General features: G+C 67.1%; 27 protein-coding genes. 15 read left to right on the top strand and 12 right to left on the bottom strand.

Translation table 11 applies throughout. The annotated features are described in order from the left end of the window. The 5 genes from SLQ33_RS10950 to SLQ33_RS10930 are packed head-to-tail and all read right to left on the bottom strand — an operon-like array spanning position 1 to position 3,556. Complete coding sequence (locus tag SLQ33_RS10950) at positions 1–507, bottom strand: hypothetical protein (RefSeq protein ID WP_319453870.1); 507 nt, start codon at positions 505–507, stop codon at positions 1–3. 44 nt (positions 508–551) lie between these two features. Then, positions 552–974, bottom strand: coding sequence for a hypothetical protein (locus tag SLQ33_RS10945; protein WP_319453869.1), 423 nt, complete (start codon positions 972–974; stop codon positions 552–554). After that, entirely contained in the window at positions 955–2,124 is a 1,170-nt protein-coding gene (locus tag SLQ33_RS10940; RefSeq protein ID WP_319453868.1) for an amidohydrolase family protein, read from the bottom strand. Before SLQ33_RS10940 ends, SLQ33_RS10945 begins: the two co-directional genes overlap by 20 nt. Continuing rightward, positions 2,121–3,182 (bottom strand): amidohydrolase family protein, encoded by a 1,062-nt coding sequence (locus SLQ33_RS10935; RefSeq protein WP_319453867.1) that lies wholly within the window; start codon positions 3,180–3,182, stop codon positions 2,121–2,123. The genes SLQ33_RS10940 and SLQ33_RS10935 overlap by 4 nt, the downstream gene beginning before the upstream one ends. Continuing rightward, positions 3,179–3,556, bottom strand: a complete 378-nt coding sequence (locus SLQ33_RS10930) for a Rieske (2Fe-2S) protein (protein WP_319453866.1) — start codon at positions 3,554–3,556, stop codon at positions 3,179–3,181. Before SLQ33_RS10930 ends, SLQ33_RS10935 begins: the two co-directional genes overlap by 4 nt. Before the next feature lie 104 nt (positions 3,557–3,660). On the opposite strand from SLQ33_RS10930, the gene SLQ33_RS10925 reads away from it, so the two are divergent. The 3 genes from SLQ33_RS10925 (at position 3,661) to SLQ33_RS10915 (ending at position 7,712) form a co-directional block, all read left to right on the top strand. Next, the gene (locus SLQ33_RS10925) at positions 3,661–5,331 is read left to right on the top strand and encodes an FAD-dependent oxidoreductase (RefSeq protein ID WP_319453865.1); all 1,671 of its coding nucleotides are present in this window, start codon (positions 3,661–3,663) and stop codon (positions 5,329–5,331) included. 72 nt (positions 5,332–5,403) lie between these two features. Beyond that, entirely contained in the window at positions 5,404–6,561 is a 1,158-nt protein-coding gene (locus SLQ33_RS10920) for a Zn-dependent alcohol dehydrogenase (protein WP_319453864.1), read from the top strand. Continuing rightward, positions 6,558–7,712: a CaiB/BaiF CoA-transferase family protein gene (locus SLQ33_RS10915; RefSeq protein WP_319453863.1), complete on the top strand. Its 1,155-nt coding sequence runs from the start codon at positions 6,558–6,560 to the stop codon at positions 7,710–7,712. Before SLQ33_RS10920 ends, SLQ33_RS10915 begins: the two co-directional genes overlap by 4 nt. A 6-nt stretch (positions 7,713–7,718) precedes the next feature. Here the strand turns inward: SLQ33_RS10915 and SLQ33_RS10910 are convergent, their stop codons facing one another. Genes SLQ33_RS10910 through SLQ33_RS10900 form a run of 3 tightly spaced genes read right to left on the bottom strand, consistent with a single transcriptional unit; the run spans position 7,719 to position 11,086 of the window. Beyond that, the gene (locus SLQ33_RS10910) at positions 7,719–8,879 is read right to left on the bottom strand and encodes a hypothetical protein (RefSeq protein WP_319453862.1); all 1,161 of its coding nucleotides are present in this window, start codon (positions 8,877–8,879) and stop codon (positions 7,719–7,721) included. A 16-nt stretch (positions 8,880–8,895) separates the two neighbouring features. Next, the gene (locus SLQ33_RS10905; protein WP_319453861.1) at positions 8,896–10,140 is read right to left on the bottom strand and encodes a cytochrome P450; all 1,245 of its coding nucleotides are present in this window, start codon (positions 10,138–10,140) and stop codon (positions 8,896–8,898) included. After that, entirely contained in the window at positions 10,130–11,086 is a 957-nt protein-coding gene (locus SLQ33_RS10900; protein ID WP_319453860.1) for a metal-dependent hydrolase, read from the bottom strand. Before SLQ33_RS10900 ends, SLQ33_RS10905 begins: the two co-directional genes overlap by 11 nt. A gap of 193 nt (positions 11,087–11,279) precedes the next feature. On the opposite strand from SLQ33_RS10900, the gene SLQ33_RS10895 reads away from it, so the two are divergent. Further along, on the top strand, positions 11,280–11,837 hold the full coding sequence (locus SLQ33_RS10895; protein ID WP_319453859.1) for a TetR/AcrR family transcriptional regulator: 558 nt from the start codon (positions 11,280–11,282) through the stop codon (positions 11,835–11,837). Here SLQ33_RS10895 and SLQ33_RS10890 read toward each other — a convergent pair. After that, the gene (locus SLQ33_RS10890; protein ID WP_319453858.1) at positions 11,834–12,673 is read right to left on the bottom strand and encodes an alpha/beta hydrolase; all 840 of its coding nucleotides are present in this window, start codon (positions 12,671–12,673) and stop codon (positions 11,834–11,836) included. The two genes, SLQ33_RS10895 and SLQ33_RS10890, sit on opposite strands and share 4 nt — an antisense overlap. A gap of 121 nt (positions 12,674–12,794) precedes the next feature. On the opposite strand from SLQ33_RS10890, the gene SLQ33_RS10885 reads away from it, so the two are divergent. Genes SLQ33_RS10885 through SLQ33_RS10875 form a run of 3 tightly spaced genes read left to right on the top strand, consistent with a single transcriptional unit; the run spans position 12,795 to position 15,312 of the window. After that, a complete protein-coding gene (locus SLQ33_RS10885) occupies positions 12,795–13,853 on the top strand; it encodes a phosphotransferase family protein (protein WP_319453857.1) in 1,059 nt (352 codons plus the stop codon). Between the two features lie 31 nt (positions 13,854–13,884). Then, positions 13,885–14,826, top strand: coding sequence for a hypothetical protein (locus SLQ33_RS10880; protein WP_319453856.1), 942 nt, complete (start codon positions 13,885–13,887; stop codon positions 14,824–14,826). An 18-nt stretch (positions 14,827–14,844) separates the two neighbouring features. After that, a complete protein-coding gene (locus SLQ33_RS10875; protein ID WP_319453855.1) occupies positions 14,845–15,312 on the top strand; it encodes a hypothetical protein in 468 nt (155 codons plus the stop codon). A 10-nt stretch (positions 15,313–15,322) separates the two neighbouring features. Here the strand turns inward: SLQ33_RS10875 and SLQ33_RS10870 are convergent, their stop codons facing one another. Then, positions 15,323–15,601 carry a hypothetical protein gene (locus tag SLQ33_RS10870; RefSeq protein WP_319453854.1) on the bottom strand — a complete coding sequence of 93 codons (279 nt, stop codon included), beginning with the start codon at positions 15,599–15,601 and terminating at the stop codon, positions 15,323–15,325. 82 nt (positions 15,602–15,683) lie between these two features. Between SLQ33_RS10870 and SLQ33_RS10865 the strand changes: the two genes are divergently transcribed. The 5 genes from SLQ33_RS10865 to SLQ33_RS10845 all read left to right on the top strand — a co-directional run bounded on the left by SLQ33_RS10865 (position 15,684) and on the right by SLQ33_RS10845 (position 18,534). After that, entirely contained in the window at positions 15,684–16,166 is a 483-nt protein-coding gene (locus SLQ33_RS10865; RefSeq protein ID WP_319453853.1) for a polyketide cyclase, read from the top strand. A 55-nt stretch (positions 16,167–16,221) separates the two neighbouring features. After that, on the top strand, positions 16,222–16,947 hold the full coding sequence (locus SLQ33_RS10860) for a Clp protease N-terminal domain-containing protein (protein WP_319453852.1): 726 nt from the start codon (positions 16,222–16,224) through the stop codon (positions 16,945–16,947). A 29-nt stretch (positions 16,948–16,976) separates the two neighbouring features. After that, positions 16,977–17,390, top strand: a complete 414-nt coding sequence (locus tag SLQ33_RS10855; protein ID WP_319453851.1) for a PPOX class F420-dependent oxidoreductase — start codon at positions 16,977–16,979, stop codon at positions 17,388–17,390. Positions 17,391–17,451: 61 nt separating this feature from the next. Then, positions 17,452–17,973 carry a hypothetical protein gene (locus SLQ33_RS10850; protein ID WP_319453850.1) on the top strand — a complete coding sequence of 174 codons (522 nt, stop codon included), beginning with the start codon at positions 17,452–17,454 and terminating at the stop codon, positions 17,971–17,973. A gap of 6 nt (positions 17,974–17,979) precedes the next feature. Continuing rightward, complete coding sequence (locus tag SLQ33_RS10845) at positions 17,980–18,534, top strand: N-acetyltransferase (protein ID WP_319453849.1); 555 nt, start codon at positions 17,980–17,982, stop codon at positions 18,532–18,534. Here the strand turns inward: SLQ33_RS10845 and SLQ33_RS10840 are convergent. Beyond that, positions 18,515–19,273, bottom strand: a complete 759-nt coding sequence (locus SLQ33_RS10840) for an FkbM family methyltransferase (RefSeq protein ID WP_319453848.1) — start codon at positions 19,271–19,273, stop codon at positions 18,515–18,517. The genes SLQ33_RS10845 and SLQ33_RS10840 overlap by 20 nt on opposite strands. Before the next feature lie 58 nt (positions 19,274–19,331). Next, positions 19,332–20,369 (bottom strand): cell division protein ZapE, encoded by a 1,038-nt coding sequence (zapE, locus tag SLQ33_RS10835; RefSeq protein ID WP_319453847.1) that lies wholly within the window; start codon positions 20,367–20,369, stop codon positions 19,332–19,334. Positions 20,370–20,394: 25 nt separating this feature from the next. Between zapE and SLQ33_RS10830 the strand changes: the two genes are divergently transcribed. From SLQ33_RS10830 to aftC, 3 genes are read left to right on the top strand one after another with little or no spacing between them, the layout of a single operon-like run. Further along, positions 20,395–21,189: a pyrimidine reductase family protein gene (locus SLQ33_RS10830; protein ID WP_319453846.1), complete on the top strand. Its 795-nt coding sequence runs from the start codon at positions 20,395–20,397 to the stop codon at positions 21,187–21,189. Positions 21,190–21,226: 37 nt separating this feature from the next. Then, complete coding sequence (locus SLQ33_RS10825) at positions 21,227–22,795, top strand: alpha/beta hydrolase (protein WP_319453845.1); 1,569 nt, start codon at positions 21,227–21,229, stop codon at positions 22,793–22,795. 20 nt (positions 22,796–22,815) lie between these two features. Beyond that, positions 22,816–24,099 carry an arabinofuranan 3-O-arabinosyltransferase gene (gene aftC, locus SLQ33_RS10820; protein WP_319453844.1) on the top strand — a complete coding sequence of 428 codons (1,284 nt, stop codon included), beginning with the start codon at positions 22,816–22,818 and terminating at the stop codon, positions 24,097–24,099. Positions 24,100–24,203: the final 104 nt, after the last annotated feature.

Here is a 24,203-nt window from a genome sequence, read left to right as displayed (position 1 = left end):
TCAGGCGATCTTGTCGATGCGCACCGGCATCCGGATGACGAGCGGCGTCGAGTCTCCGCACTTGCCGGTGACTCCGGTGGTGATGTCTTCACCCGCGTACGTCGTCGAGCCGACCTGGACTCGGCCGCTAGCGGGATCGATCGGGTAGAACCGGAACAGCTGATCACCCGGGAATGCCGTTCCGTCGGGACACTTCTCCCAGTCCGGAATCTGGTTGTGCACCAGCCACCTGTCGGTGTGGAACGTGAGCTCGGCATTCCAGCCGGCGTCGCTGACGACATGACCCGTGCACGACTGCGGATTGTCGCACTGCGAAGTGACTTGCCAGGTCTGGTGCGTCGAGGCCTCGTCGCGGTAGACGTCGTCGGTCTTGGCCCAGTCGCCGATCGAGGTGACCGCGAACGTCCCGTTCATCGGAAGGCCGCCGTCATACGCATGGGCGGGCGGTGCCACGGCAGCGGCAGCGAGCGATAGGAATAGCGTCGCCATCACACGGGTTGCGCGCATGCCAGCTCCTTGTCGCAACGGTCACCAATGTTCGAACCTAGCAGCTAACCATCGGCCGCGAGGTGGACTTCCGACTCCGTATGCAGCGCAATGAGATACCGTCCGTCGCGCGGCACTGCCAGCCACGTCACCCAACTCGCGCCCTCGCCCGCGCCACCCACGCCGCGGGCCTCCAGCCGCCATCGACAGAGCAGCACGCACCGCACGACGCCACCGTCGAGCACGTCGGCGCGGTGCAGCGTCGAACTCATCGACGCCTCGCTCACCCGCGCACTCAGGCGGGCCCAGTGCCGGTCCAGCTCGTCGGCGCCGACCAACGGCTCCGCGTACTCGTCGCCGACGTACACGGGCTCGGGATCGGCTCTCACCCACAGTCGGGACAACCCCTCGAAATCGAGTCGGCCCCACCGGGAGTCGTACTCACAGACGAGTTCGGCAAGCGCCGCGTCAGGCGGTGTCTGGGCCACCCGACGGACGCTCCCCCGGCAACGCACCGACGACGTCGGGCAGGCCGTACAACTCGGTCGCGTTCCCCTTCATGATGCGTTCCCGCTGATCGCTCGGGAACCGGTTGATCGCCCACGTCGGCGAGTCGTAACTCCAGTGCGGATAGTCGGTGGAAAACATGATGTTGTCACCCATGTCCATCATGTCCAGGTACTCGAGGTAGGTGCCGACCTCGACCTCCTCCAACGGCTGCGTGGTGAACCGGACGTGCTCTCGCACATACTCCGACGGTCGCCTCCGCACGTGCGGCAGGTCGGCCTTGCGATGCTCCCAGATGCGGTCCATCCGCGACATCGTGGGCATGGCCCACGTGAACCCGCCCTCGACGAACACCACCCGCAGGTCGGGGTGCCGGTCGAAGGCACCGTCGAACACGAGGCTCATCAGATGCGAGACGTAGAGCAGGGGCCAGGATGCGAAGAAGTCGTGCCAGTGCGCCGGGTTGCCGACCGGGTACGCCGGGATCAACTCGAACGGCGTCTGCCCCATCAGGTGGGTCGCGATCGGGAAGCCGTTGCGGGCGGCCGCCTCGTAGAGCGGATCGAAATGCGGGTTGCCGAAGGGGATTCCGCGGGTCTGCGGGGTCATCAACACCTCGGCCATGTACGGGTGTCCACCCCAACGCTCGACCTCACGGGCCGCTTCCGCCGGCGTCTGCGCGCTGACGCTGATGGCGCCGCGCCACCGCCCATGGGCGTTGTTCTGATTCAGCCACACATCGGCCAGCCAGTCGTTGTACGTCGACTTCATCACGTGCTCGTGTTGCGGAAGCTGGTGGTCACACATCGGTTCGAGCATCGCGATGCTGACCCCGGCATCGACCAGCAGCTGTTGCGCGGCGAAATCCGGATCGGTGCCTGCGAATCCACCCCGCGGCGGCATCGCATCGACGCGCATCGACATCGACTTGTAGGCATCGGGGGTGTCGTAGAAGTACGACGTCGGCGTCACCGCCCTGCCGGTGGGCCAGATCTTGTCCACCCAATCGGCCGGGGCATACGACTTGAGTACGTCGGCCGACGCCGGCACCGGATGCACGTCGGTGTCGACGACGGTGACGGGCACCGTGTCCGAAGTAGTGTCGGGCGGCACCGTGTCGAAGGTCGTCATGCGTCGCTTCCTTCCATCAGGTGGGTGAGGCTGTAGAAGCCGGCGGCGTTGCGCCACAACAGCTTTTCCCGCTGTTCGGGATCGAGTCCGTCGACCGCGTCGGTTGGTGACGTGGTTGACCAGTGCGGGTACCCCGACCCGTACATGACCAGATCGGACTTGGCGGTGAAGTCCATCCAGCGCCGGGCGTCCGCTGAATCGGTCGGTCCGTCGAACGCCGTCGAGCAGAATCGGACGTGGTCGGCGAGATACTCGCTCGGGTAGCGGTCGACCCACGGCGTCTGGTCGCGCATCGACAGCCAGAACGTATCCAGTCGCCACATCAAGGGGGTCAGGATGTCGTAGCCGCCGTCGGCGAAGACGAACCGCGCCCCGGGGTGGCGGCCGAAGATGCCTTCGACGATCAGCGTGGCGAGATGGACGAAGTAGTTCAGCGGCATGAACGCCGCATAGCCCGGATACGTGTGGGCGTGCCCGGCGAAGGTGGGTGCGTGGTCCACGCCGTTGCCGCCGTTGACGTGGACGGCGACGGGAAGGCCGAACGCCGCGGCCGCTTCCCAGATCGGCTCGAACATGGGCTTGCCGTAGGGCTCTCGCGACTGCATCGGCACGCCCACCTGGACCATCTTCGGATGGCCCGCGAGCCGCTCGATCTCGGCCACTGCACCGCGTGGGTCCTCCGGGTTGACCCGGATGGTGCCGAGGAAGCGGCCGGTGACGTCGGCGTCGAGCCAGCGCTCCACCAGCCAGTCGTTGACCGCAGCGCAGATCCGACTGTTAAGCAGATAGTCCGCGATGTTGCCGCGGGTGGATGGGTTGAGGATCGCGTAGTCAACCCCTCCGTCGGAAAATAGATGGCGCGCAACCGTTTCCGGAACGGAGCCCGGATACTTTCCGTCGTAGAGGTCCGCTCGGTAGTCGCCGCCCGGCGCCTGGTACCACTGTTGCTCGACGTCGGGGATGGCCCTGGACTTGTACGCCGGGTCGATGAACTTGCGGATCTCGGCGTTGTACCGGAAGTGCGGTTGTACGCATGCGTCTATCACCGGGCTCTTCATGCGGTCACGAACACCTCTCCGTCGCTCACGTCGACGTGGTACGTGCGAATCTTGCGGCTTGGGTCGGCCAGCGTGCGGCCGTTGGTCACGTCGAACTCCCACTGATGCCACGGGCAGCGCACGATCTGTCCGTCGCGGACGAACTCGAGCCGACCGGGCCGATCCGGATTGTGCACGTTGGTGCCGCCGACGTAGCCGGTGCACAGTGGTGCGCCCTCGTGCGCGCAGTAGTTGGCGATTGCGTACAGCTGACCGCCGACGTTGTAGACCCCGACGCCGAACTTGCCCGCCGCCACCAGTTTCATGGCGCCCGGCGGGAGTTCTTCGACTCCGCACACCCGTCGCCGTTCCATCAGATCGATTCCTCGCTCCACAACGCTACGGTCGTGACTACCGTTAACAATACCGTATAAGATGAGCCACGAACAACAGGACATCCGCCGAGCCCACTCTTTAGCTAACACCACACGGAGGCCGCGTGCCGTACGTCATCACGCAGTCATGCTGCAACGACGCATCGTGCACTGCCGCGTGCCCAGTGGATTGCATCCACCCAAGGATCGACGACGACGCATTCACCAGCGCTGAGAGTTTGTACATCGACCCAGAGGCGTGCATCGACTGCGGCGCGTGCGTCGAGCAGTGCCCCGTGGACGCCATCGTCGCCGACGACGAACTCGCTCCTAGTCAGCAACGCTTTCTGGACATCAGCGTGGCCTACTTCTCCGCGCGCCCGATCCCGTTGGGGACGCGACCGCGGCCTTTGCCACGCCCGGCAACGGACCTGACCGGCGTGCGAGTAGCCGTCGTCGGCACCGGTCCCGCCGCGATGTATGCCGTCTGGGAACTACTCGAACACCGGGGTGTCGAGGTCGAACTCTACGACCGCGCGCTCACCCCGTACGGGCTCATCCGCTCCGGCGTCGCCCCCGACCACCCCGCCACCAAAGCCGTCATGGCGACGTTCGAGCGGGCGGCGCGCAAGCCGAACGTCACCATGCACTTCGGCGTCGAAGTCGGCACACATGTGTCCCACGACGAATTGCTCGCGCACCACAGCGCCGTCATCTATGCCACCGGGGCGGCGCAGGACCGCGAGTCCGGCGTGCCGGGTGCCCAGTTGCGCGGCGTCCACTCCGCCATTGAGTTCGTCGGCTGGTACAACGGCGACCCCGCACGCGTCGACGCGACGTTCGATCTGTCCGGCGAGCGTGCCGTCGTCATCGGCAACGGGAACGTGGCGATCGACGTCGCGCGCATCCTGCTCACGGATCCGGACACGCTGGCCAGCACCGACATCGCCGATCACGCCCTGGCAGCGCTGCGCCACAGCAATATTCGCGAGGTAGTCCTGCTTGGCCGCCGCGGACCGGCCCAGGCCGCGTACACCAACCCAGAGTTGATGGCGCTGCTCGACCTGCCCGACGTCGACGTCATCGTTGATCCCGAGGAAGCGACCCTCGACGAGCTCACCCGCGACGACCTGGCATGCGCAAGCGCCGAACCGGCCATGCGGCTCAAGGCGCAACTGGCGCAGGAGATCTCCGCACGGCCCTCGACCGGCGCCGCCAAGCGCATCGTCCTTCGATACCTCGCATCGCCGATCCGATTCGGCGGCGATGACACCGTGTCGACGGTGCACGTCGCGCGGAACTCACTCGTGCGGGCGGACGACGGCACGTTGCGCGCCAAGGCGGGGGCCGAAGTCGAATCGCTCGACGCTTCTCTGGTGCTGCAGTCGGTCGGTTACCGGGGTGCCGCCATCGCCGGAGTGCCGTTCGATGACGCCCACGCCGTCATTCCCAACCGAGCGGGCCGCGTGCTGACGAATGCCGACGGCACGGCGGTGCCAAGGACGTACGTGACGGGCTGGATCAAGCGCGGGCCGTCGGGCGTCATCGGCTCGAACAAGCGATGCGCCCGCGAGACCGTCGGCTGCCTGCTCGACGACGTCGCGAACGGCCTGATTCCGCCTGCGCCGGAATGCACCGCCCTGCTCGACCTGCTCGCAGGCCGCCGACCAGAGGCATTCGGATACGCCGGGTGGTCGCGCATCGACGTCGCCGAACGACTGGCGGGGCGCGGGTCGAGTCGGCCGCGCGTCAAGTTCACCGACGTCGACGGCCTGCGTCGCGCCGCGAGACCTTAGCGGCGTTCGACGCCTCCGAACGAGCGCTCCGCGCTATATTCCTAATATTGCAATGATTGAAGGTAGGGACAGATGAGAAGCCGCGCAGCGATCCTTCACGACGTCGGTGGGCCGTGGTCGGTCGAGGAATTCGAACTCGATCCGCCGAAGGCCGGCGAGGTGCTCGTCCAGATGGCCGCAGCCGGGCTGTGCCACTCGGACGACCACATCCTCCAAGGCGACATGTCGGCCTCCAACGAAGTCATGCGCTCGTTCGGGTTGCCACCCATGTTCCCCACCATCGGCGGTCACGAGGGCGCGGGTGTGGTAACCGTCGTCGGCGACGGCGTCACCGACTTCGCGCCAGGCGACCACGTCGTCATGTCGTTCGTCGCGGTGTGTGGGCAATGCCGCTGGTGCGCAAGCGGCATGGAGTACATCTGCGACGAGGGTGCGGGCACGCTAACCCCTGGAATGCCCACCGACGGGACCTTCCGCCATCACACGTCCGACGGTGCCAACCTCGGCCACCTGTCCAAGATCGGGGCCTTCTCCGAGCACACCGTGGTCTCGCAGAACTCACTGGTCAAGATCGACCGCGCAGTGCCACTGGCGTCCGCGGCGCTGCTGTCATGCGCGGTGCCAACGGGTTACGGCTCGGCAGCCAACCGTGCGCACGTTCGGGGCGGAGACACCGTCGTCGTCATCGGGGCGGGCGGCATCGGAACGGCCGCCATCCAGGGTGCGCGCATCAACGGGGCGGCGTGGATCGTCGCCGTCGACCCGGTCGAGTTCAAACAGAAGTCCGCCATGCAGTTCGGTGCCACCCACACCGCCGCATCCACCGACGAGGCGCTCGACCTCGTTCGCGACCTCACCTACGGTGTCATGGCCGACGGCGTCGTGCTGGCTCCGTCCCTGGTGGGCAAGCCGGACGTCGAGGCCGCGCTGAAGCTCACCCGCAAGGGCGGCAATTGCGTCATCACCGGCATGGCCGCGCAGACGACGCGGTCGATTCACTTCGGCGTGCAGGACTTCACGTTGATGAACAAGACGTTGAGCGGCACCGTGTTCGGCTCCTGCAACCCGCGCTCGGACATCCCGATGCTGGCGCGGCTGTACCAGGCCGGGCGGCTGCAGCTCGACGAGATGATCACCCGGCGTTACCGACTCGACGACATCAACGACGCCTACGCGGACCTACGGAACGGCGAACTGGTGCGCGGGGTCATCGACTTCGGCGTCGCGTGACGGGACCGCTCGCTGGCATCGTCGTCATCGAGGCCGCAGGTCTTGGCGCGGCCCCCTTCGGTGGAATGATGCTGGCGGACATGGGCGCCGACGTCATCCGGATCGATCGGCCCTCGGGCACGGCAATCCCCGTCCCCGGTCCCAACGCCGCCGCGGTGGTCGACCGCGGCCGTCGTTCCCTCGCGATCGATCTCAAACATCCCGACGCAACGGCCGTGGTGCAACGGCTCGTCTCCGACGCCGACGTGTTCATCGAAGGCAACCGACCCGGCGTAATGGAGTCGCTCGGGCTGGGACCGGACGTGCTGCTCGGCGCGAATCCCCGGTTGATCTACGGGCGGCTCACCGGGTTCGGGCAACAGGGCCCCATGGCGACCCGGGCGGGCCACGACCTCAACGCCATCGGGTTGTCGGGCGCGCTCGCCGCGATCGGCCGCCACGGGCAGCCGCCGACTCCCCCGCTGAGTCTCGTCGGGGACTTCGCCGGCGGCGGGCTGATGCTCGCCTACGGCGTGGTGTGCGCCTTGGTCAGCCGGGCGACGACGGGCCGAGGGCAAGTCGTGGACGCAAGCATCCTCGACGGCTCAGCCACCCTGATGGCGCCCTACTACGCGTGGTCGGCACTGGGTGGGTGGAACACCGAAAGGGGCACCAACACCATCGATTCCGGCGCGCCGTACTACGACGCATACCAAGCCAGCGACGCCAAGTGGCTCGCCGTCGCCGCCATCGAACCGAAGTTCTACGCGGCGTTCGTCGCCACGCTTGGACTGGACGCGGGCACACTCGGCGGCCAGAACGACCGCGCCCGTTGGCCCGAGCAACGGCGGGTGTTCGCGGACACCATCGCCTCGGCTACCCGGTCGGAGTGGACGCAGCGCTTCGCCGACGTCGATGCCTGCGTCACGCCCGTCCTGGAACTCGACGAGGTCACCGAACATCCGCTGCACACCGCCCGCCAGTCATTCGTCACCATCGACGGGTTGGTCCAACCGGTGCCGAGCCCGCGGCTGAGCGAAACGCCTGGAGCGGCCGGGGTTCCCGGACCTGCCCCGGGAGCGCACACCCGCGAAGTGCTCACCGCGGCGGGGTTCACCGACTCCGACGTCGACGGCCTCGTCGAGCGTGGCGTGGTGACCGAGCGCCGCTGACCGCCGTCAGAGGAACGAGTTCTCCGCCGTAAGACCGCGTTCCGGGAACTCGCCGAGCGCGAAGGTCTCGGCGTTGCCGAGCCCCGATCCGCCGCCGACGGGATCGTCGACCTTCACCAGCAGGTCACGCAGCTGATGAAGCTTGCGCGCGTTCTCCGGGCTGTCACAATCGGTGACGTGGTTACCTTCGACGCGAAGGTCACCCACCCACTGGCCGTAGACCCAGTCGTCCCAGCCGTAATAGCCTGCGGTGCCGAGGTGGAAGCCGCCCGGCCCAGCGGCCGTGATGGTGACCGGACGACGGGTGCCATCGTCGGAGATCAGCGTGAGGGTGCCGTGGGTGAAGCGGCGGTTGTCGTCCTGAAAGTGCAGGTCCTGCTCGACGTCTGCGAAGCGCCGCGACGTACCATCGGCGAACTGTTCCTCGGCCTGGCAGCGCACCGACCGATGCCCTTGCCCGCGCTCCTCCTGATAGAAGACGAAGAGCGAGTATGCGGTTCCGTCGGGGCGGGTCAACGTCATCGGCATCCAGGTCATGAACATGTGCGTGACGCCGCGCCCACCGCGAGGCAGACCCGGTATCGGCTTGCCGACGCCAGGTCGCAGGCCCCACGAGTGGTCGCGGATCGAAATCCATTCCTCGGGTGCGACTTCGGTGCGCTCGCCGTGGACCTCGACCCACCCCGACGCGACGCCAATCTGGTGATAGCGCAAGACGTTGTGGGTGACCCGGAAGCCGTCGGGGCTTCGATCCGGCCAAGGGTCCTCCAGCGCGGCGTCGAAGCTGCCGCGCAGCGTCAGGTCGAACGCGATGGGGACGTGCTCGTTCGGGTCGAGGCTGATCTGGATCGCCCGTAACGGCTCGACGACGCGGTAGTGGACGGGCCCGACGTCGGTACCCGGATCCGACGACAGCCTCCGCCCTGCCCGCACCGTCCACTGCTCCGTGCCTCGGCACACTCCGGCGGCGCCGTCGAAAACGCCTCGGTTGGTGTACTTTCCGACGCCGAGCACGGCCTGCAGCGAGTTGTCCTTGGCGTGGGCGATGGTCCAGATCTTCTCCGTCCACGACGGATCGGACTGGCTCACGGTGGCGAACGTGTCGACGATCTGGTGGGTCAGGCTTTCGTCCTCTGGCACCAGGCCGCCATAGTTCGTCGACAACAAGGTGGGCAACTCCTCTTCAGTTGTTCACGCGGACGGGGACATTCGAGTACCCCATCACGTTGGTCATGTTGACCCGCCGCAACGCCGAATGGTCGACCTCGAAGCGTGGTATCCGGTCGAGCAGGAGTTCCAGCGCGATGCGCCCCTCCATGCGGGCGAGCGCCGCGCCGAGACAGCTGTGGGCGCCATAGCCGAAGCCGAGGTTGAATCCGCCAAGCTTGCGTCGGATGTCGAAGGTGTCGGGGTCGGGGAACGCCCGCTCGTCACGCGTCGCCGACCCCGTAACCAGCATCACCGGAACGTTTTTCGGAATGGTGCGCCCGTGAATCTCCACCTCGCGCATGCTGTATCGGATCAAGTAGCCCACCGGCCCCTCGAACCGCAGCACCTCTTCGAAGGCGTTGGGGATTAGGTTGCGGTCCTCCTGCAGCATGCGCCACTGGTCACGCCGCTCGGACAGGATGACCAGAGCGCTGGCCACCAGTTTGGTGACGGTCTCGGCCCCGGCACCGCCCAAGAGTGACAGGAACCCGGTGATCTCGATGTCGGTCAGCTTGGCGACGCCACCGTCGTCGCGTTCGACCTCGACCTGCGTCAACTCGCTGATCATGTCGTCCTGCGGAGCGGCGCGCCGCTTCTGAACGAGGTCGTAGTAGTACATGCCAGATTCGATGGTGGCGGCCATGCCGTCGGCTGACGGGCGGTAGTCTCCTGGCGCGCGCGTCAGTGTCCTGTCCAGCCAGTGTCGAATCTGCTGGCGGTCGGCCTGCGGCACTCCCAGCATCGTGGTGATGATCTCGACGGGGAACAACGCCGAGAAGTCCGCAACGGCGTCAAAGGATTTCGGATCGAGGCGGTCGGCGCACTCGGTGATCTTGGCGCGAATCATCGGCTCGAGGGCCGCGACGGAACGCGGAGTGAACACCTTGTTGACGAGCTTGCGCATCTTGGTGTGGTCCGGCGGGTCCATCATGATGACCAGGTCGGGCATGTCCGGGTTCGGCTCGTCCAAGAACATGTCGAGGCTGACGCCCCTTGCCGAGGAGTAGGTGTCGCAGTCCTTGATGGCGGGAGCGACGTCGTCGTAGCGCGACAGCGCCCAGAAGCCGTACTTCTCGGAGTAGTACGCGGGCGCTTCGTCGCGCAGCCGGCGATACGTCTCGAATGGGCCGTTGAAGAAGTCTTCGGAGAACGGGTCGAATTCGACTGGGGCCGTGGCAGTCACGCGAACGCCCCCGTCGTCGGCGCGTTCAGTGGTCATGCCCAGCACTCGGCGGAACGCTGGCAGGAGCCTGGCCGAAGTACGTCGTCATGTCGGTACCCCTCTCGTATTCGCGCATCCAGGTATCGGCGCTCGACGGCAACGGCTGATCGGCCGGGTCGTGATGTGGAGTCTGCGACAACAGCAACCGCCACACCATGGTGGCCAAATCCCTTGTCGGCACGGCACTGAACAGCGTCGGCGGACCGCCTTCCCGGGATCGCCGGCGGGCGCCGCCCGGTCCGCGGTACTTGAATTCGCCGACCAGCAGCTTGATCGACATGAGCGCCTCGGCGGACGCGCCGCGTTCTTCGAAGGGGATGACCTCGTCGAAGGTTCTGGCGATCTTCTCGGCCATGTCGCCGACGTGCTTGAAGGTGCTGGAAATGTGCTTCACCCGGTGCCAGGGTCCGGCTCGCAGGTGGCGGTAGAGCGTCAGCCCCGAACTGCGGTGCTCGATCTCCTCGACGAAGTGCCACATCATCAATGAGCCGACGCGCCGGTCGCCCTCGCCGAACAACGCCTCCCGGTTGTCCAGCACGACCTTGAACAGCGGAGTGAAGGTGGCTTCGAGGTTGGCGATGTAGGCCCAGTGATATTCGGCGGGGTACCGCTCGAGGAGTTCGTCGTAGGCGGCCACCGCGTCGTCGTAGCACTTCTCCAGGGCGGGGTAGCGCGCGATGAGCGCCAGCATGTGCTTGCGGTGGGCCGCGGCGTGCTGCGCCTCCTGACGGAGGAATGCCTCGGCTTCGGCGGCCACGCGGTCATCCGTGTCGAACTCGTGCTGAGCCTTGCGGACCGCGTCGATGATGTACTTCTCGAACGGCACGGCGATGAACGTGAACGCATTGCAGAAGATGCTGAAGTTCGGATTGGCCGGCTGCCACAGGAACGGAACGCTCGCGTCGAACTCCCAGCCGATCTTGCGAACCACCAGGTCCGTCATCGCAGTCGCACCTTCCCCTGAATGTCTCAGCCACGTCGCGGGTGAGCGTCGTAGGACCGGATTCGGGCCGGGTACGCCCTAACGTCGACGCGGTCCGGTGTCTCACGACGGCGCGAACGCTACGGCAGACACGGACGACGTCAGTGTGACATTATGGTCTATAGATGTAAAGGATTGGATGGTGGTTCGACCGATGCCCGCCGACGTTGAGCAGTCGACTCGCAAGCGCATACTCGCTGCGACGTTCGTCGTGCTCGCTCGCAGTGGACTTCGCAAACTGCAGTTGTCCGACGTGGCCTCCGAAGCTGGGGTCTCGCGGCCCACGTTGTACCGGTACTTCGGCTCCAAGGATGGGTTGCTCGACGCATTCGGGCTCTACGAACAGGACAACTTCGACGCAGGCATCGCCGCCGCGATGGCCGGGCTGCGCGGACCTGACCGACTCGACGCCGCCCTGCAGTTCATCGTCGACTTCCAGCACGAGTACTCGGTGAGTTCGATGGTGGACGTCGAGCCCGAACACGTGCTGGCGCAGACGAAACGGCTGCTACCCGTGCTGCAGGAACGCATCCGCCGGATCATCCCGGGCGAGCACGCAGACATCGCCGCTGCGGCGGTGGTGCGCATCGCCGTCTGCCACTTCCTGCTCGGCGCGGGCGATTCTGACCAGTACCTCGCCGAACTGCGGCACGCGGCGGGGTTGCCTCAGCGCAAGCGTCGCGCCATCCGCGCCGCAGCAACGGCCAGCTAGCCGTCGAGCCAACCAGAGACCTTCACCCACAACGCTTCCGGTTGTTCGAGGTGCAGGAAGTGACCTACGCCGTCGATGAGCTCGAACGCAGAACCGGGCGTCGGTAGCTGAGCCGCCACGTCGCCGAGCAGTTCGGCTCCGATCGCTCCGTCGCGGGCACCGTGGAGGTACAGCGTCGGAACCGGGGGTGGGCTCAGCGTGGCCACCGCCTCGTCGGCCGCCTCCGGATCGGCGTACGCGGGGTTGAACGACGCCCGATACGGTCCGACGACACCGGTGATGGTCTCGGCCGTGACATGCCGCCTGAGCACGGCGACGTCCTCGGATGGGTCGTAGCCGGGCGACCAATCCGCCCACAACGCTTCCCAGAAACCAGGTTCGAGCAGCGCAGATTCGGCCAACCCCACCTGTTGGATGAACCAGATGTAGAACGACCGTCGCAACTGTGCGTACCGGAACAGTCCCATGCCGAGTGCCGCGGTCGGCGGGACCGCGAGCGCCACGAACCGGCCGAACGCGGCCGGCTCGGTGACGGTGACGCCGTAGCCGGCGTTAGCGCCCCAGTCGTGCCCCACCAGCAGCGCCCGCTCGTCACCGTGGAACTGGTTGCGCACCGCCAGCACGTGGCGCACGTAGGTACCGACACTGATGGGCTTCTGCGCCGGTGCGTCGTAGCCAGGAAGCCACGGGGCGACCACCCGATACCCGCGCTCTGCGAGCCGAGGCCCGAGGTGACGCCACGTGTGGGGCGTGTCCGGGAAGCCGTGCACCAGTACCGCTAGCGGCAATGCGACGTCGTCCACGTCGCCGAAGACGAGCGGTTCCACAGAGCTCACGGAGCCCCCTTCCGGGAGTGCGGCTCGGGTCACGAGCCAACCGAGTGTATTACATCTGAGTAGTCATACGTAAACATCGATTCGCTTTACATCACGGTGGCGATATGTAAATCTAGGCGGTATGGCAGGCATCACACTCGCCCAACGTGATCTCCCGGGCACCCGAGCTCGGCTGGGCGACTGGTTCGAGCAGAAGTTCGGAGAGCCGGTGACGCTGTCCGAGCTCGAAGCGGCCAACCGCGCCTCGGGATGGTCGAGCGAAAGCCTGAAGTTCTCGGCGCAGCGCACCGACGGAACCGTCGACGAGTACGTGGTGCGCATCCCGCCGTCCGGCGGGGGGATCTTCGCCGAGTACGACCTGCTTGGGCAGACGCGCACACAGGAACTCCTTCACACCTACGGCATCGCCACGCCATCGCCCATCCACTACGAACCCGACGACGCGTGGATCGGCTCGAAGTTCCTCGTCATGCCCCGCATCGTCGGCCACACGCCGTCGGACACCTCGTACGCGACGCGCGGCTGGTTGCACGGGGCCGGGCCCGAGGTTCAGCGCCGTGCCCACGACTCCTTCCTCGAGACACTCGTTGGGCTGCAGCGTGTTCCACGGTCAGAAGCCCCATGGCTGGTACGGCCGACGGGAGTCGGCAACACCGCCGAACTGAACTGGTGGCGCGAGTACGTCGAGTGGGGCACCGATGGGCACGTGCCCGGCGTCATGACCGCGGCGTTCGACTGGCTGCGCCGCCGCCAGCCCGAGGACACCGACGACCTGGTGCTGTGCTGGGGCGACGCGCGGCTGTCCAACGCGATCTTCGACGACGACGGCACGATCATCGGCGTGCTCGACTGGGAGCAGGCCTGCTGGTGTCCCGCCGAAGTCGACTTCGCGTGGTGGCTGGGCACCCGACGGCAGATGCTCGAAGTCCACGGACTGAACCTGGATCCCGAGTTGCCCGGCTTCGACACCCGCGCCCGCCTCATCGAGCGCTACCAGGAACTGATCGGTCGGCCACTCGTCGACCTCGACTGGTACGAGACCTTCGCGATGGTCCGGATGGGGTGCTGCATCGTGCGGATGCAAGCGCTGCTGCGCAGCATCGGCCAGGGCGACCACGGATTCACCAAGGCGCCGGTGCTTCCCGCGTGGACCACCGCGGCGATCACCGCCAACGACTGACCAGACGACGGCGAAATCCCAAGGGGCACAGATGGTCACCATGGTTGGACTGCGGAGGTCGCTGCGAGGCGAACGGACGTCGAAACTCGTCGTCACCGCGGTCGTCGCCGCGTCGGCCGCCGCCGTCGGCGAAGAACTCATCGCCTTGTCGACAGGCGGCTGGAGTTGGGTCGCGCTCGCCCAGAGCGCGGTGAGGAACGGTTTCTTCGCGCTCATGCTCGTCGGCGCCGTCGTCCGCGTGCGCGGGCAGCGGCCGTCGCCTGCGCCAGCCACCCCGGCCCGGCCACGGTGCACCCCCGCGCCGGCCGACCAACTCGCACGGGAGCTGTCGGACATGTCTGACGTGGCCGACGAACTCGGCTTGATCTCCGAGGCGGGTCGTCCCGGCGACGGGCGGGACGGAGCCTTCGACTACCTGGACTCCGTGCGGTGGAGCCTGGCCGGCTACGTGTTGCGTGGCGATCGCACGCGCCGGCTGGTGAATTCTCCAAGCCTGCTGGTCGAGGTCGTCACCTTTGAGGACACCGACGACGAGTTGGTGCGCGCGGCCCGCACGCTGCGCACGCGCGCCGACGAACTCGCGAGCCAGGTGCGGTACACCAACACGGTGCTCGCCGAGTGGCTGGTCGCGCACCGCGTCGCGCCGGTCAACCCCTGCTACCTCGACTCCAGCCTGCTGCTGGACAGGTACCGGCACGATGAGCTCGACCCTTCGGCGATCGCCGAGGATCCGCTGTACCTGCTCATCTGCCACCTGCACGACGTTCTCGAAGCGGTCGAGGACTCGGGTGACGTCGACGATCCGGCACTCGACCACCTGCAGGCCCAGCTGACGCTGCCGCTCCACGCGGTACAGCGGGAAGTGAACGCGGCCATGGCCCACCACGCCGCAGCCATCGGACTGACCCGGACCGTTGCGCGGATGCAGGAGATCTCACCGCCGACAAGAACCAAAAACCGACCATTCGCGTAGCTGAGCTAAACTGTGCTCGTGAGGTCGGTCAAGACGGCGGCGGTGGCCGCGACTTTCGCCTTCGCCTACTGGGGCGCGGCAGGTGTCGCGCACGCCGATCCACCCCCGGCTCCCCCACCGGCGCCCAAGACGACGATCGACGCCGACGGCTTGTACACCGTCGGCAAGGACATCGCGCCTGGCAACTACAGCTCAGCCGGACCCGTCGGCGACGGAACGTGTTCTTGGCGACGCGCGGATGCCGCAGGCACCACGATCGACAACGCCATCAGCCACAAGGCTCAGATCATCGCGATCGCGCCGACGGATGCGACGTTCAAGACCCGAGGCTGCCAAGCGTGGGCGTTGACCGACGCGGCCCCTCCGGCCGGGGTCGGCAACCTGCAAGCGCAAATCCTGCTCGGCGCCCTCAACGGGCTGGCAGGCGGTATGGGGCAGGCACCGGCGGCGCCCGCACCGGCGCCAGCCGCTCCGCCGACGCCTTGATCCTCAGCGCCTAGCCACCCGCCCAATGTGACGCGAAGCGCTCGTCGAGGGCGGAGATCAGCGCGTCGAGGTGGTCGAGTTGGTGTTCCTTTGCCAGCACGTCGTCGTGGAGCCTGCCGAGCACGATGGCGCCCCCGGTATCCGCCTGGTCGGCCAGTTCGGCCCTGGACTTGACGAGGTCGTTGAGCACCCCTTGCCGTTCCGCAACGAGCATGTCGCGGAAGTATCCGCCCTGCAGCACGTCCGCGGTCCCCGCCGCGGTTTGTCCGAGCACCCCCGGATCGCTCATCGCCGTAACGTAACCGACGACGGTTGCTGGCGCTAGCAGCAATTTCGCACGACGCGTCGCCGCTCCTGACACCATCGTCAGCATGAGCGAGCGGATCGAAGTCCAGCGCACCATCGACGCCCCAGCGGCCGACATCTTCATGGTGTTGTGCGACCCGTACGGGCACGTCGCGATCGACGCGTCGGGGATGCTCCAGGACGCCGATGGCGAATCGGTGTCGGCGGTCGACGACAGCTTCGTCATCCACATGGATCGGGAGGCGCTCAACGACTTTCCGCTCGGCGAGTACGACGTCACGGTCAAGATTTGCGACTTCGAGCGGGACCGGGTCATCGCCTGGACCATCCTCGGCCAGATCAAGCCGCAGATCGGGCATGTGTATGGCTACCGACTTGATCCCGGCGACGACGGCAAGAGCACCGTAGTCACGTCGTTCTACGACTGGTCCGGGATCGACCAGCACTGGCGCGACGCGGGCATCTTCCCCGTCATCTCCGAAGGCGCACTACGCGCGACGTTGGGCATCCTCGACCGGACGGTCAAGCGCGGCTATCCCCGCGGCTAGATCACTGCGTCAACCCAAGGTTGACGATCAGGATTCGTCAACCTATGGTTGACGCATGACCGAGCCCGTCAAACTGTCCAACCCCGTCCGACTCGACGACCTGATCACCGCCATCAAGAAGGTTCACGACGAGCCGCTCGAACAGCTCATCGACGCGGTGCTCGCCGGCGAGGCCCTCGGTGAGGTCGCCGACCACCTCATCGGCCACTTCGTCGACCAGGCCCGCCGGTCCGGCGCCTCCTGGACCGAGATCGGCAAGTGCATGGGCGTCACCAAGCAGGCTGCCCAGAAGCGCTTCGTGCCCAAGGCGCAAGCCGACCCGATCGATCCGAATGACGGCTTCAGCCGGTTCACCCCACGCGCTCGCAGCGTGGTCGTCGGTGCCCAGAACAACGCGCACGCGGCGGGCAACGACGAGATCCAGCCGGCGCACATCCTGCTCGCGCTCTTCTCCGACCCCGACTCGTTGGCCGCACGATTGCTGGCGGGCGCCGGCGTCGACGCCGCGGCCGCCGCCGAGGTCGTCACGTTGCCGGAGCGGTCCGCCAAGATGCCCGCGCTGATCCCCTTCAGCGGCGCCGCACGAAAGGTGCTCGAACTGACGTTCCGCGAAGCACTTCGCTTGGGCCACAATTACATCGGCACCGAACACATCTTGCTTGCCTTGCTCGAGACGGAGGCCGAAGACGGCCCGCTGCACACCCTCGGGGTGGACAAGGAGCGGATCGAGACCGGCGTCGTCGACATGCTGCAGTCCCTCACCGATCCGAAGCGGGAATGAAACGGGCCATGCAGCGGTAGAAACACGACATGAGATTCGACGATTCTGCTCGCGCGTTCATCGGCTCAGGCGCCGACGCCACTCTGGTCACCCTCAACCCCGACGGTAGCCCCCAGGTTTCCCTGATCTGGGTCGCGCTGCAGTCGACGCCCGACGGTGACGAACTGGTCAGCGCACACCTGTCCGAGTACCAGAAGACGCGCAACATCCGCCGCGACCCACGGGTCACGTTGACCATCGTGTCCAAGGGTCACCCTGGCCAGCAGACGCCGTATCTGTCCATCACCGGAACGGCGCGGATCGTCGAGGGCGGCGCACCCGAACTGCTCACCGAACTGGCCGAGGCCATGCTTGGATCGAGCGAGCACTTCCCGCCACCCAACTCACCGCCGGGACTGCTCACCCGGATCCGCATCGACAAAGTCGGAGGCTTCGGCATCTAGCCACGATCCTCCCCTGGCGCCGACGCGGTGTGACATCATGCGGAACAGCAAAGGAGGAGCGATGCGCTGGTTGGTGTCCTTGATCGCCGCGATGACGGTGGTTGCCGGTTTCGTCGCGCCTGCGGCCGCCGCCGAGGTGAACCCCATCGGGAATCTCGGTGACACGTTGCGCGTCGAGTTCAAGGGCATCGTCGCCGACGTCACCGTGCACGACGTGGTGCCGACCGACGCACCCCCGGGCTACACGCCGACCGGGTCGCCGCGCTGGCGCAACGAGGGCGGCCCGTGGAAGGCGCTGGTCACCGTGCACGTCGTGCAGGCACCCAACCCCTTCATCACGTCCATCGCGTTCGCCTTCAACGGCGTCACCCCGTACGCCGACGCGTATGCGCCGAAGAACACAGACGCCCCGGACGCCTTGCAGTACGCGCTGCAGAACGCCCCACCCGGGGCCACCGTCAACGGCGCCGTCTATTGGCAGGTCTACCGCGCAGGGGTCACCAACGTCGTGCTGCTCAACCCGCAAACGGGAACGCACCTGGCGCAGTGGAACATCTGGCAGCCAGGGACCCCGCTGCCCTGACGCGGCATGGCCGTTTCCGTCACCGAGGCGACCGAGTCCGACCTCGACGAGCTCGCCGACGTCGCCGCACGCACCTTTCCGCTGGCCTGCCCGCCGTCAGCCACCCCGGACAACGTGGCGGCCTTCATCGCCGCGAACCTGTCTCGCGCCCGCTTCGCCGACAATCTCGTCGACCCGGACCGGGTGGTGCTGGCGGCCCGTGACGCGGAGCGGATGTTGGGTTACGCCACGCTGATTCGCGGTGTCCCCGACGACGCCGACGTGCGGGCGGCCGTCCGGCTGCGGCCCGCCATCGAGCTATCGAAGATGTACGTGCTGCCCGACGCGCATGGGGCGGGCGTCTCGGCCGCGCTGATGACGGCCACCCTCGAGCGGGCCCGTCGCCTCGGAGCCGCGTGCGTCTGGCTCGGGGTGAATCAGGAAAACCAACGCGGCCAACGGTTCTACGGCAAGCACGGGTTCGAGGCAACCGGCACCAAGACGTTCCGGCTGGGGACCGGGCTGGAGCACGACTACGTGATGGTCCGCCCGCTGGCGGAAGCTATCGGCCCGGCGGAGTGAAGAGGTAGTTGCGGTAGCGCTCGGTGACGACGCTCACCTGGCGCCAGGAGCCGCTGTCCCACACCGACATTCGGTAGTCCTGCGACGTGAACCACTCGGCGATCTGCGCCGAGTTCACTCCGAAGCGCTCGAGGTGTCGGTCCTCCACCTCCACCATGACCACCGGCTTGAGCGCAGCGATCGTGGCCTGCCCGCCGCGCAAGACGTGCAACTCGGCACCCTCGACGTCGATCTTGACGAAGTCGAGCCGGTCGATGCCCAACCGGGCGGTGAACCCGTCGAGGGTGTCTCCATCGACCACCACCCGCAGGTGCTCCTCGAACTCGGCATTGGACCCCAGCCCGGAGGCATTGCGCGTGACGAACGACCGGCCCGTGATCGGGACACCCTTTCGCAGCGGCACGCTCATGACGAGCTCGTCGCCGGTGTCGCCGAGCGCCACGCTGTGCCGCACGATGTTGCGCCCGGTGCGCAGGCCCAGCAGACGCGACGCGGTCGCATGCGCAAACCGCAAGGGCTCGACGCTGTGCACGACGCCGGCGTCGCCGACGAGCCGCGCCAGCTCCGCGGTGTAGAAGCCGGCCGCCGCACCGATGTCGATGCACACCCCACCCTTCGGGATGACCTCGGCGACCCCGACGAGCTCGCTCTCCATCCACGGCGTCGTGCGGGCCAAGCCGCGCAAACCAGCGACTACCAGCGCCTGGCGCAACTCGTCAAGCGAAGAAACCGCTGTCATTTGCCACGCTCCTCGACCTGATGGGCGCCGCCAGCTTAGCCGCCTGCCCGTCGCGCGCTTACTGAGCGCGACCGGCGTGGCTCAGCGCGAGCAGGCGCGACGTGGCACGCAGGTACTTCTTGCGGAAGCCACCGGCGAGCATCTCCGCACCGAAGATGGTGTCGAGCTTGGCCCCGGATGCCGCCACCGGGATGCCCGCGTCGTACAAGCGGTCGGTCAGCGACACCAGCCGCAGCGCCACGCTCTGGTCGTCCAGCGGGTGGACGCCGGTGACGAACACCTCCGTCACACCCTCGATCAGCGCGAGGTATCGCGAGGGGTGCATGGTCGCGAGGTGTGCACACAGGTCGTCGAAGTCGTCGAGCGTCGCGCCCGCCACCCGCGCGGCCCCGGCCCGGACGTCGTCGTCGCTCGGCGGCTCCGGCGCCGGCGGCAGATCGCGGTGCCGGTAGTCGGGCCCCTCGATGCGCACGGTGCTGAAAATACTTGCGAGCGTATTGATCTCACGCATGAAGTCCTGCGCCGCGAATCGGCCCTCGCCGAGTTGCTCGGGCAGCGTGTTGGAGGTCGCGGCCACCGAAACGCCACGCTCCACCAACTGCGACAACAGGCGGGAGATGAGCGTCGTGTTGCCCGGGTCGTCGAGTTCGAACTCGTCGATGCACACCACGACGTAGTCGGCGAGCAGGTCGATGCACTCGACGAAGCCGAACACCCCTGCCAGCTGCGTGAGCTCGCCGAACGTGGCGAACGCCGCGGGTCCGGCCCCGGCAGCGGCCAGCCGGTAGTACGTCGACGCCAGCAGGTGGGTCTTCCCGACGCCGAACCCTCCGTCGAGGTACACGCCGACCCCGGGCAGCACCTCACGCTTGCCGAAGAGCTTCTTCTTGCCTGCCCGGCGCTCCACCGCCTTGGCGGAGAAGTTCAGGCATGCCGCCACTGCGGCGGCCTGCGACGGCTCGGCTGGATCGGGGCGGTAGGTGTCGAAGTCGACGGCCGCGAACGTCGGCGGCGGGACGAGCCCGGCGACGAGCCGCTCCGGGGTGACGCTCGGATGCCGATCGGTCAGATGCGCGACACCGCTGGCCCCAGACATGGACGCACTTTATCGGCGTGCTGCAATGGTGCCCGTGTCCGATGCCGACCCTGCGACCGAGCTCACAGAGCTGGCGGCCGTCGGCGCCGCCTTCGATCCCGACGACGACGAACGGCTGGCGGCGTACTACTCCTACCCCGACGGGCTGTCTCGGCCGTATGTGCGGGCCAACATGATCTCCAGCCTGGACGGCGGTGCCACCGACGACGGCAGCTCCGGCGGGCTTGCCGGCCTCGGAGACCGCGCGATCTTCACCCGCATGCGCCAGGAGGCGGACGTCATCCTGGTCGGCGCGTCCACCGTCCGAATCGAGAACTACTCGGGTGCGCAGATGTCCCTGGCCCAGCGCAAGGACCGGCAGTCCCGCGGACAGTCCGAGGTGCCTCCCATCGCCGTGATTACCCATCGGGCCGAATTCGAGCACGGCGCCAAACTCTTCACCCGCACCGAGGTACCGCCCTTGATCCTGACGTCCCGCGACACCGCAGCCGAAGCCGCACACCGGTTCGGCGCGCACGCCGAGGTCATCGACGCCTCCGGCGACCAGCCCGACCGCGTCGATCCGGTGACCGTGCTCGAAGTGCTCGACCGGCGCGGGCTTCGCCGCGTGCTCACCGAAGGCGGACCGTCGCTGTTGAGCCTGCTGATCGAGCGTGACCTGCTCGACGAACTGTGCGTAACGATCGCGCCGATCCTGGTCGGCGGAGCGGCCCGGCGCATCGCCGCGGGCGTCGGCGAGGCCCACACCAGGATGCGGCGCAGCCACCTGCTCACCGACGCAGAGGGTTACCTCTACGCGCGCTACGTCAAGCACGACTGAGCCGGGCACCCTCCCGGTGATCGCTACTGTGGTCAGCATGCGTCGGCATCGTCAGCTACTCCGGGCCCTCAGCCTGTGCGTCGTGGCGTCGGCCGTCGTCGCCGGGTGCGCGCCGGGATTGGCCGCCAACCCGCGATTCGCCACCGACTCGGGCGCTCACCCCCAGGGCCAGCCGAACACCACCCCGCCTCAGGCGGGTCCGCCGCCGCTGGCGGCTCCCAAGAACGACCTGACGTGGCGCGACTGCACGTCACGGGTGTTCGGCGACGCCGCCGTACCACCCATCGCAGGCGTCACCCTGCAGTGCGCCAGCTACGATGCCGACCTCGATCCGATCAGCGGCGCGAACGGCACCGTCAGCATCGGCGTCGTCAAGGCCCAGTCCACGGCCACCCCGTCCGATGCAGGCCCGCTGGTGATGACGACGGGCACGGACCTGCCATCCTCGGTGCAGCTTCCAGCGTGGCTGAGCCGCAACGGCATCGACATTCTGAAGACGAACCCGATCGTCGCCGTCGACCGGCGCGGTATCGGAACCTCGGGTGAGCTCGACTGCCGCGACTACTTCGACCGGCAGGAGATGCTCGAGCAGGCGCAGTTCGAATCCGGTGACGACCGAGTCGCCAACCTGAGCGCCGTCGTGCAGACCGCAACGACCAGTTGCACCGACACCATCGCCCCCGGCGACTCGGCCTACGACAACGCCCACGCCGCCGAGGACATCGAACGACTGCGCAGCACCTGGGACGTCCCGACGATCGCCTTGCTCGGCATCGGCAACGGCGCGCAGGTGGCGCTGGCGTACGCAGGGTCGCACCCGAACAGGCTCGCCCGGCTCGTGCTCGACTCACCGCTGCCGCTTGGCATCGCCGCCGAGGCCGCCGCCGAACAGAGGGTCAAGGGTCAGCAGGCTGCGCTCGACGCATTCGCCAGCCAGTGCGCCACCACGGCCTGCCCGCTCGGCCCCGACCCCAAGGGCGCGGTGAGCGACATGCTCGCCGCAGCCAGCGACGGTCGCGGACCAGGAGGCGTGTCGGTGTCGGTGCTCACCGACGCAATCGTCACCGCGCTCGCGTTTCCCGTCGGTGATCGCGTCGCCTCCACCAACGCCCTCGCCAGCACCCTCGCCGCTGCACGTGGGGGTGACACCACCGGGCTGAACAATCTGATCAGCAGGGCGGAGACGGTGCGCCTCACGGACGGTCAGTTCGTCAACTCGTGCAGTGACTCGCTCAACCGGCCCACCCCCGACCGGGTCCGCGAACTCTTGGTGGCATGGCCCAAGCTCTACCCACAGTTCGGCGCCGTCGGTGCGCTCAATCTGGCGAACTGCCTGAGCTGGCCGAGCAGCGCCCAGCCGAAGGACCCCAAGGACCTGAAGGTTCCGGTGCTCCTGCTCGGCGTCCAGAACGACCCGATCGTAGGAAACGAGGGCGTGGCCGCCGTCGCCGCCACCATCATCAACTCGGGCGCCTCCAACCGCCGGGTGATGTGGCAGGGCGTCGGCCACGGGGCCAGCATCTACACGCCGTGCGCCACGACGCCCGTCATCAGCTACCTGGCTTCCGGCAAGCTGCCGGAGACCGACACGTACTGCCCCGCCTAGCCCGACCGTCCGGGGCTCCGGTGTACGGTGCGCTGGTGGCGGTACCCGAATCACTGCTGAGCGCATTCCGACCCCGCACCTCCGCGCCCAGCACCGCGACGGTGCTGCGTTCGGTGCTGTGGCCCATCGCGATCCTGTCGGTCGTCCACCGCAGCTATGTGCTGGCGACGAACGGCTACATCACCGACGACTTCGGTCCCGTCTACCGCGCGGTGGTCAACTTCAAACTCGGCCTGGACATCTACAACGAGCACTTCGATCAGGTCGACCCGCACTACCTCTACCCGCCCGGCGGCACGCTACTGCTTGCCCCGTTCGGCTACCTGCCGGTCGACGCCTCCCGGTACTGGTTCATCACCTTCAACACCATCGCGATCGTGCTGGCCGCCTACTTTCTGCTGCGGCTGTTCAAGTTCTCACTGTCCTCGGTTGCCGCGCCCGCGCTGCTGCTGGCCATGTTCTGCACCGAAAGCGTCACCAACACACTGAGATTCACCAACATCAACGGATGCATCCTGCTCTGCGAGGTGCTGTTCTTCCTCTGGCTGCTCGATGGAAGAGTCAGCCGGCAGTGGCTGGCAGGCGTCGCGGTGGGGCTGACACTGACGATCAAACCGTCGCTGGCGCCGTTGCTGCTGCTGCCGTTGCTGAACCGACAGTGGCGAGCGCTGGTGACCGCGTTAGCGGTGCCGTTGGCCTTCAACGCCTTCGGTTGGTTCCTGGTCAGCGACCCGATGAGCTTCGTCCGGAACACGGTCCCGTACATCTTCTCCGTCCGCGACTACTTCAACAGCTCCATCCTGGGCAACGGCATCTACTACGGATTGCCTGCGTGGCTGATCCTGTTGCTGCGCATCGTCTTCGGGCTCCTCGCGCTCGCCAGTCTGGTTCTGTTGTACGTGTACTACCGCAAGCGCGATCAGCTGTTCTGGATGCTGACGTCCTCGGGCGTGCTGTTGATCGCCTCGTTCCTGGTGCTTTCGCTGGGTCAGGGCTACTACTCGATGATGCTGTTCCCGTTCCTGATGACCGTCGTGCTCACCAATTCAGTGCTCCGCAACTGGGTGGCCTGGCTGGCCATCTACGGCTTCATGACGATGGATTTCTGGCTGCTGGGGCACTGGCCGACCACGGGCCGCTACTTCGAGTACATGAAGGTCACCTACGGCTGGTCGCTGATGCTCGTGGTGGTGTTCTGCGTGTTGTTGTTCCGCTTCCTCGACGCGAAGGCCGACGGCCGCCTCGACGGTGGCATCGATCAACCCTGGATGAAGGAGCCGGAGCGCGCTAGCGTTGACGCATGAGTTGCCCTGTGTCAAGCCGCTCCCGGTTGGGGTCTGTCGAGCAGTGCTTGGAGGGCGCGATGCTGGGTGGGGTCGTAGGTGGTGTGGTCTTGCCAGCAGTGCCA

Origin of the sequence: Mycobacterium sp. RTGN6 (genome assembly GCF_033804605.1) — a bacterium.
In the GTDB taxonomy this organism is placed as follows: Bacteria; Actinomycetota; Actinomycetes; order Mycobacteriales; family Mycobacteriaceae; genus Mycobacterium.
This window is presented reverse-complemented; position numbering and strand designations above follow the sequence as displayed.

Coding starts and splice junctions, on each gene's coding strand:
- SLQ33_RS10905 (WP_319453861.1), bottom strand. CDS start 10,140: ATGACCACTGAACGCGCCGACGACGGGGGCGTTCGCGTGACTGCCACG.
- SLQ33_RS10880 (WP_319453856.1), top strand. CDS start 13,885: ATGGTCACCATGGTTGGACTGCGGAGGTCGCTGCGAGGCGAACGGACG.
- SLQ33_RS10940 (WP_319453868.1), bottom strand. CDS start 2,124: ATGACGACCTTCGACACGGTGCCGCCCGACACTACTTCGGACACGGTG.
- SLQ33_RS10860 (WP_319453852.1), top strand. CDS start 16,222: ATGACCGAGCCCGTCAAACTGTCCAACCCCGTCCGACTCGACGACCTG.
- SLQ33_RS10855 (WP_319453851.1), top strand. CDS start 16,977: ATGAGATTCGACGATTCTGCTCGCGCGTTCATCGGCTCAGGCGCCGAC.
- SLQ33_RS10830 (WP_319453846.1), top strand. CDS start 20,395: ATGGTGCCCGTGTCCGATGCCGACCCTGCGACCGAGCTCACAGAGCTG.
- SLQ33_RS10840 (WP_319453848.1), bottom strand. CDS start 19,273: ATGACAGCGGTTTCTTCGCTTGACGAGTTGCGCCAGGCGCTGGTAGTC.
- SLQ33_RS10950 (WP_319453870.1), bottom strand. CDS start 507: ATGCGCGCAACCCGTGTGATGGCGACGCTATTCCTATCGCTCGCTGCC.
- SLQ33_RS10870 (WP_319453854.1), bottom strand. CDS start 15,601: ATGAGCGATCCGGGGGTGCTCGGACAAACCGCGGCGGGGACCGCGGAC.
- SLQ33_RS10850 (WP_319453850.1), top strand. CDS start 17,452: ATGCGCTGGTTGGTGTCCTTGATCGCCGCGATGACGGTGGTTGCCGGT.
- SLQ33_RS10920 (WP_319453864.1), top strand. CDS start 5,404: ATGAGAAGCCGCGCAGCGATCCTTCACGACGTCGGTGGGCCGTGGTCG.
- SLQ33_RS10900 (WP_319453860.1), bottom strand. CDS start 11,086: ATGACGGACCTGGTGGTTCGCAAGATCGGCTGGGAGTTCGACGCGAGC.
- zapE (WP_319453847.1), bottom strand. CDS start 20,369: ATGTCTGGGGCCAGCGGTGTCGCGCATCTGACCGATCGGCATCCGAGC.
- SLQ33_RS10935 (WP_319453867.1), bottom strand. CDS start 3,182: ATGAAGAGCCCGGTGATAGACGCATGCGTACAACCGCACTTCCGGTAC.
- SLQ33_RS10845 (WP_319453849.1), top strand. CDS start 17,980: ATGGCCGTTTCCGTCACCGAGGCGACCGAGTCCGACCTCGACGAGCTC.
- SLQ33_RS10825 (WP_319453845.1), top strand. CDS start 21,227: ATGCGTCGGCATCGTCAGCTACTCCGGGCCCTCAGCCTGTGCGTCGTG.
- SLQ33_RS10865 (WP_319453853.1), top strand. CDS start 15,684: ATGAGCGAGCGGATCGAAGTCCAGCGCACCATCGACGCCCCAGCGGCC.
- SLQ33_RS10885 (WP_319453857.1), top strand. CDS start 12,795: ATGGCAGGCATCACACTCGCCCAACGTGATCTCCCGGGCACCCGAGCT.
- SLQ33_RS10895 (WP_319453859.1), top strand. CDS start 11,280: ATGCCCGCCGACGTTGAGCAGTCGACTCGCAAGCGCATACTCGCTGCG.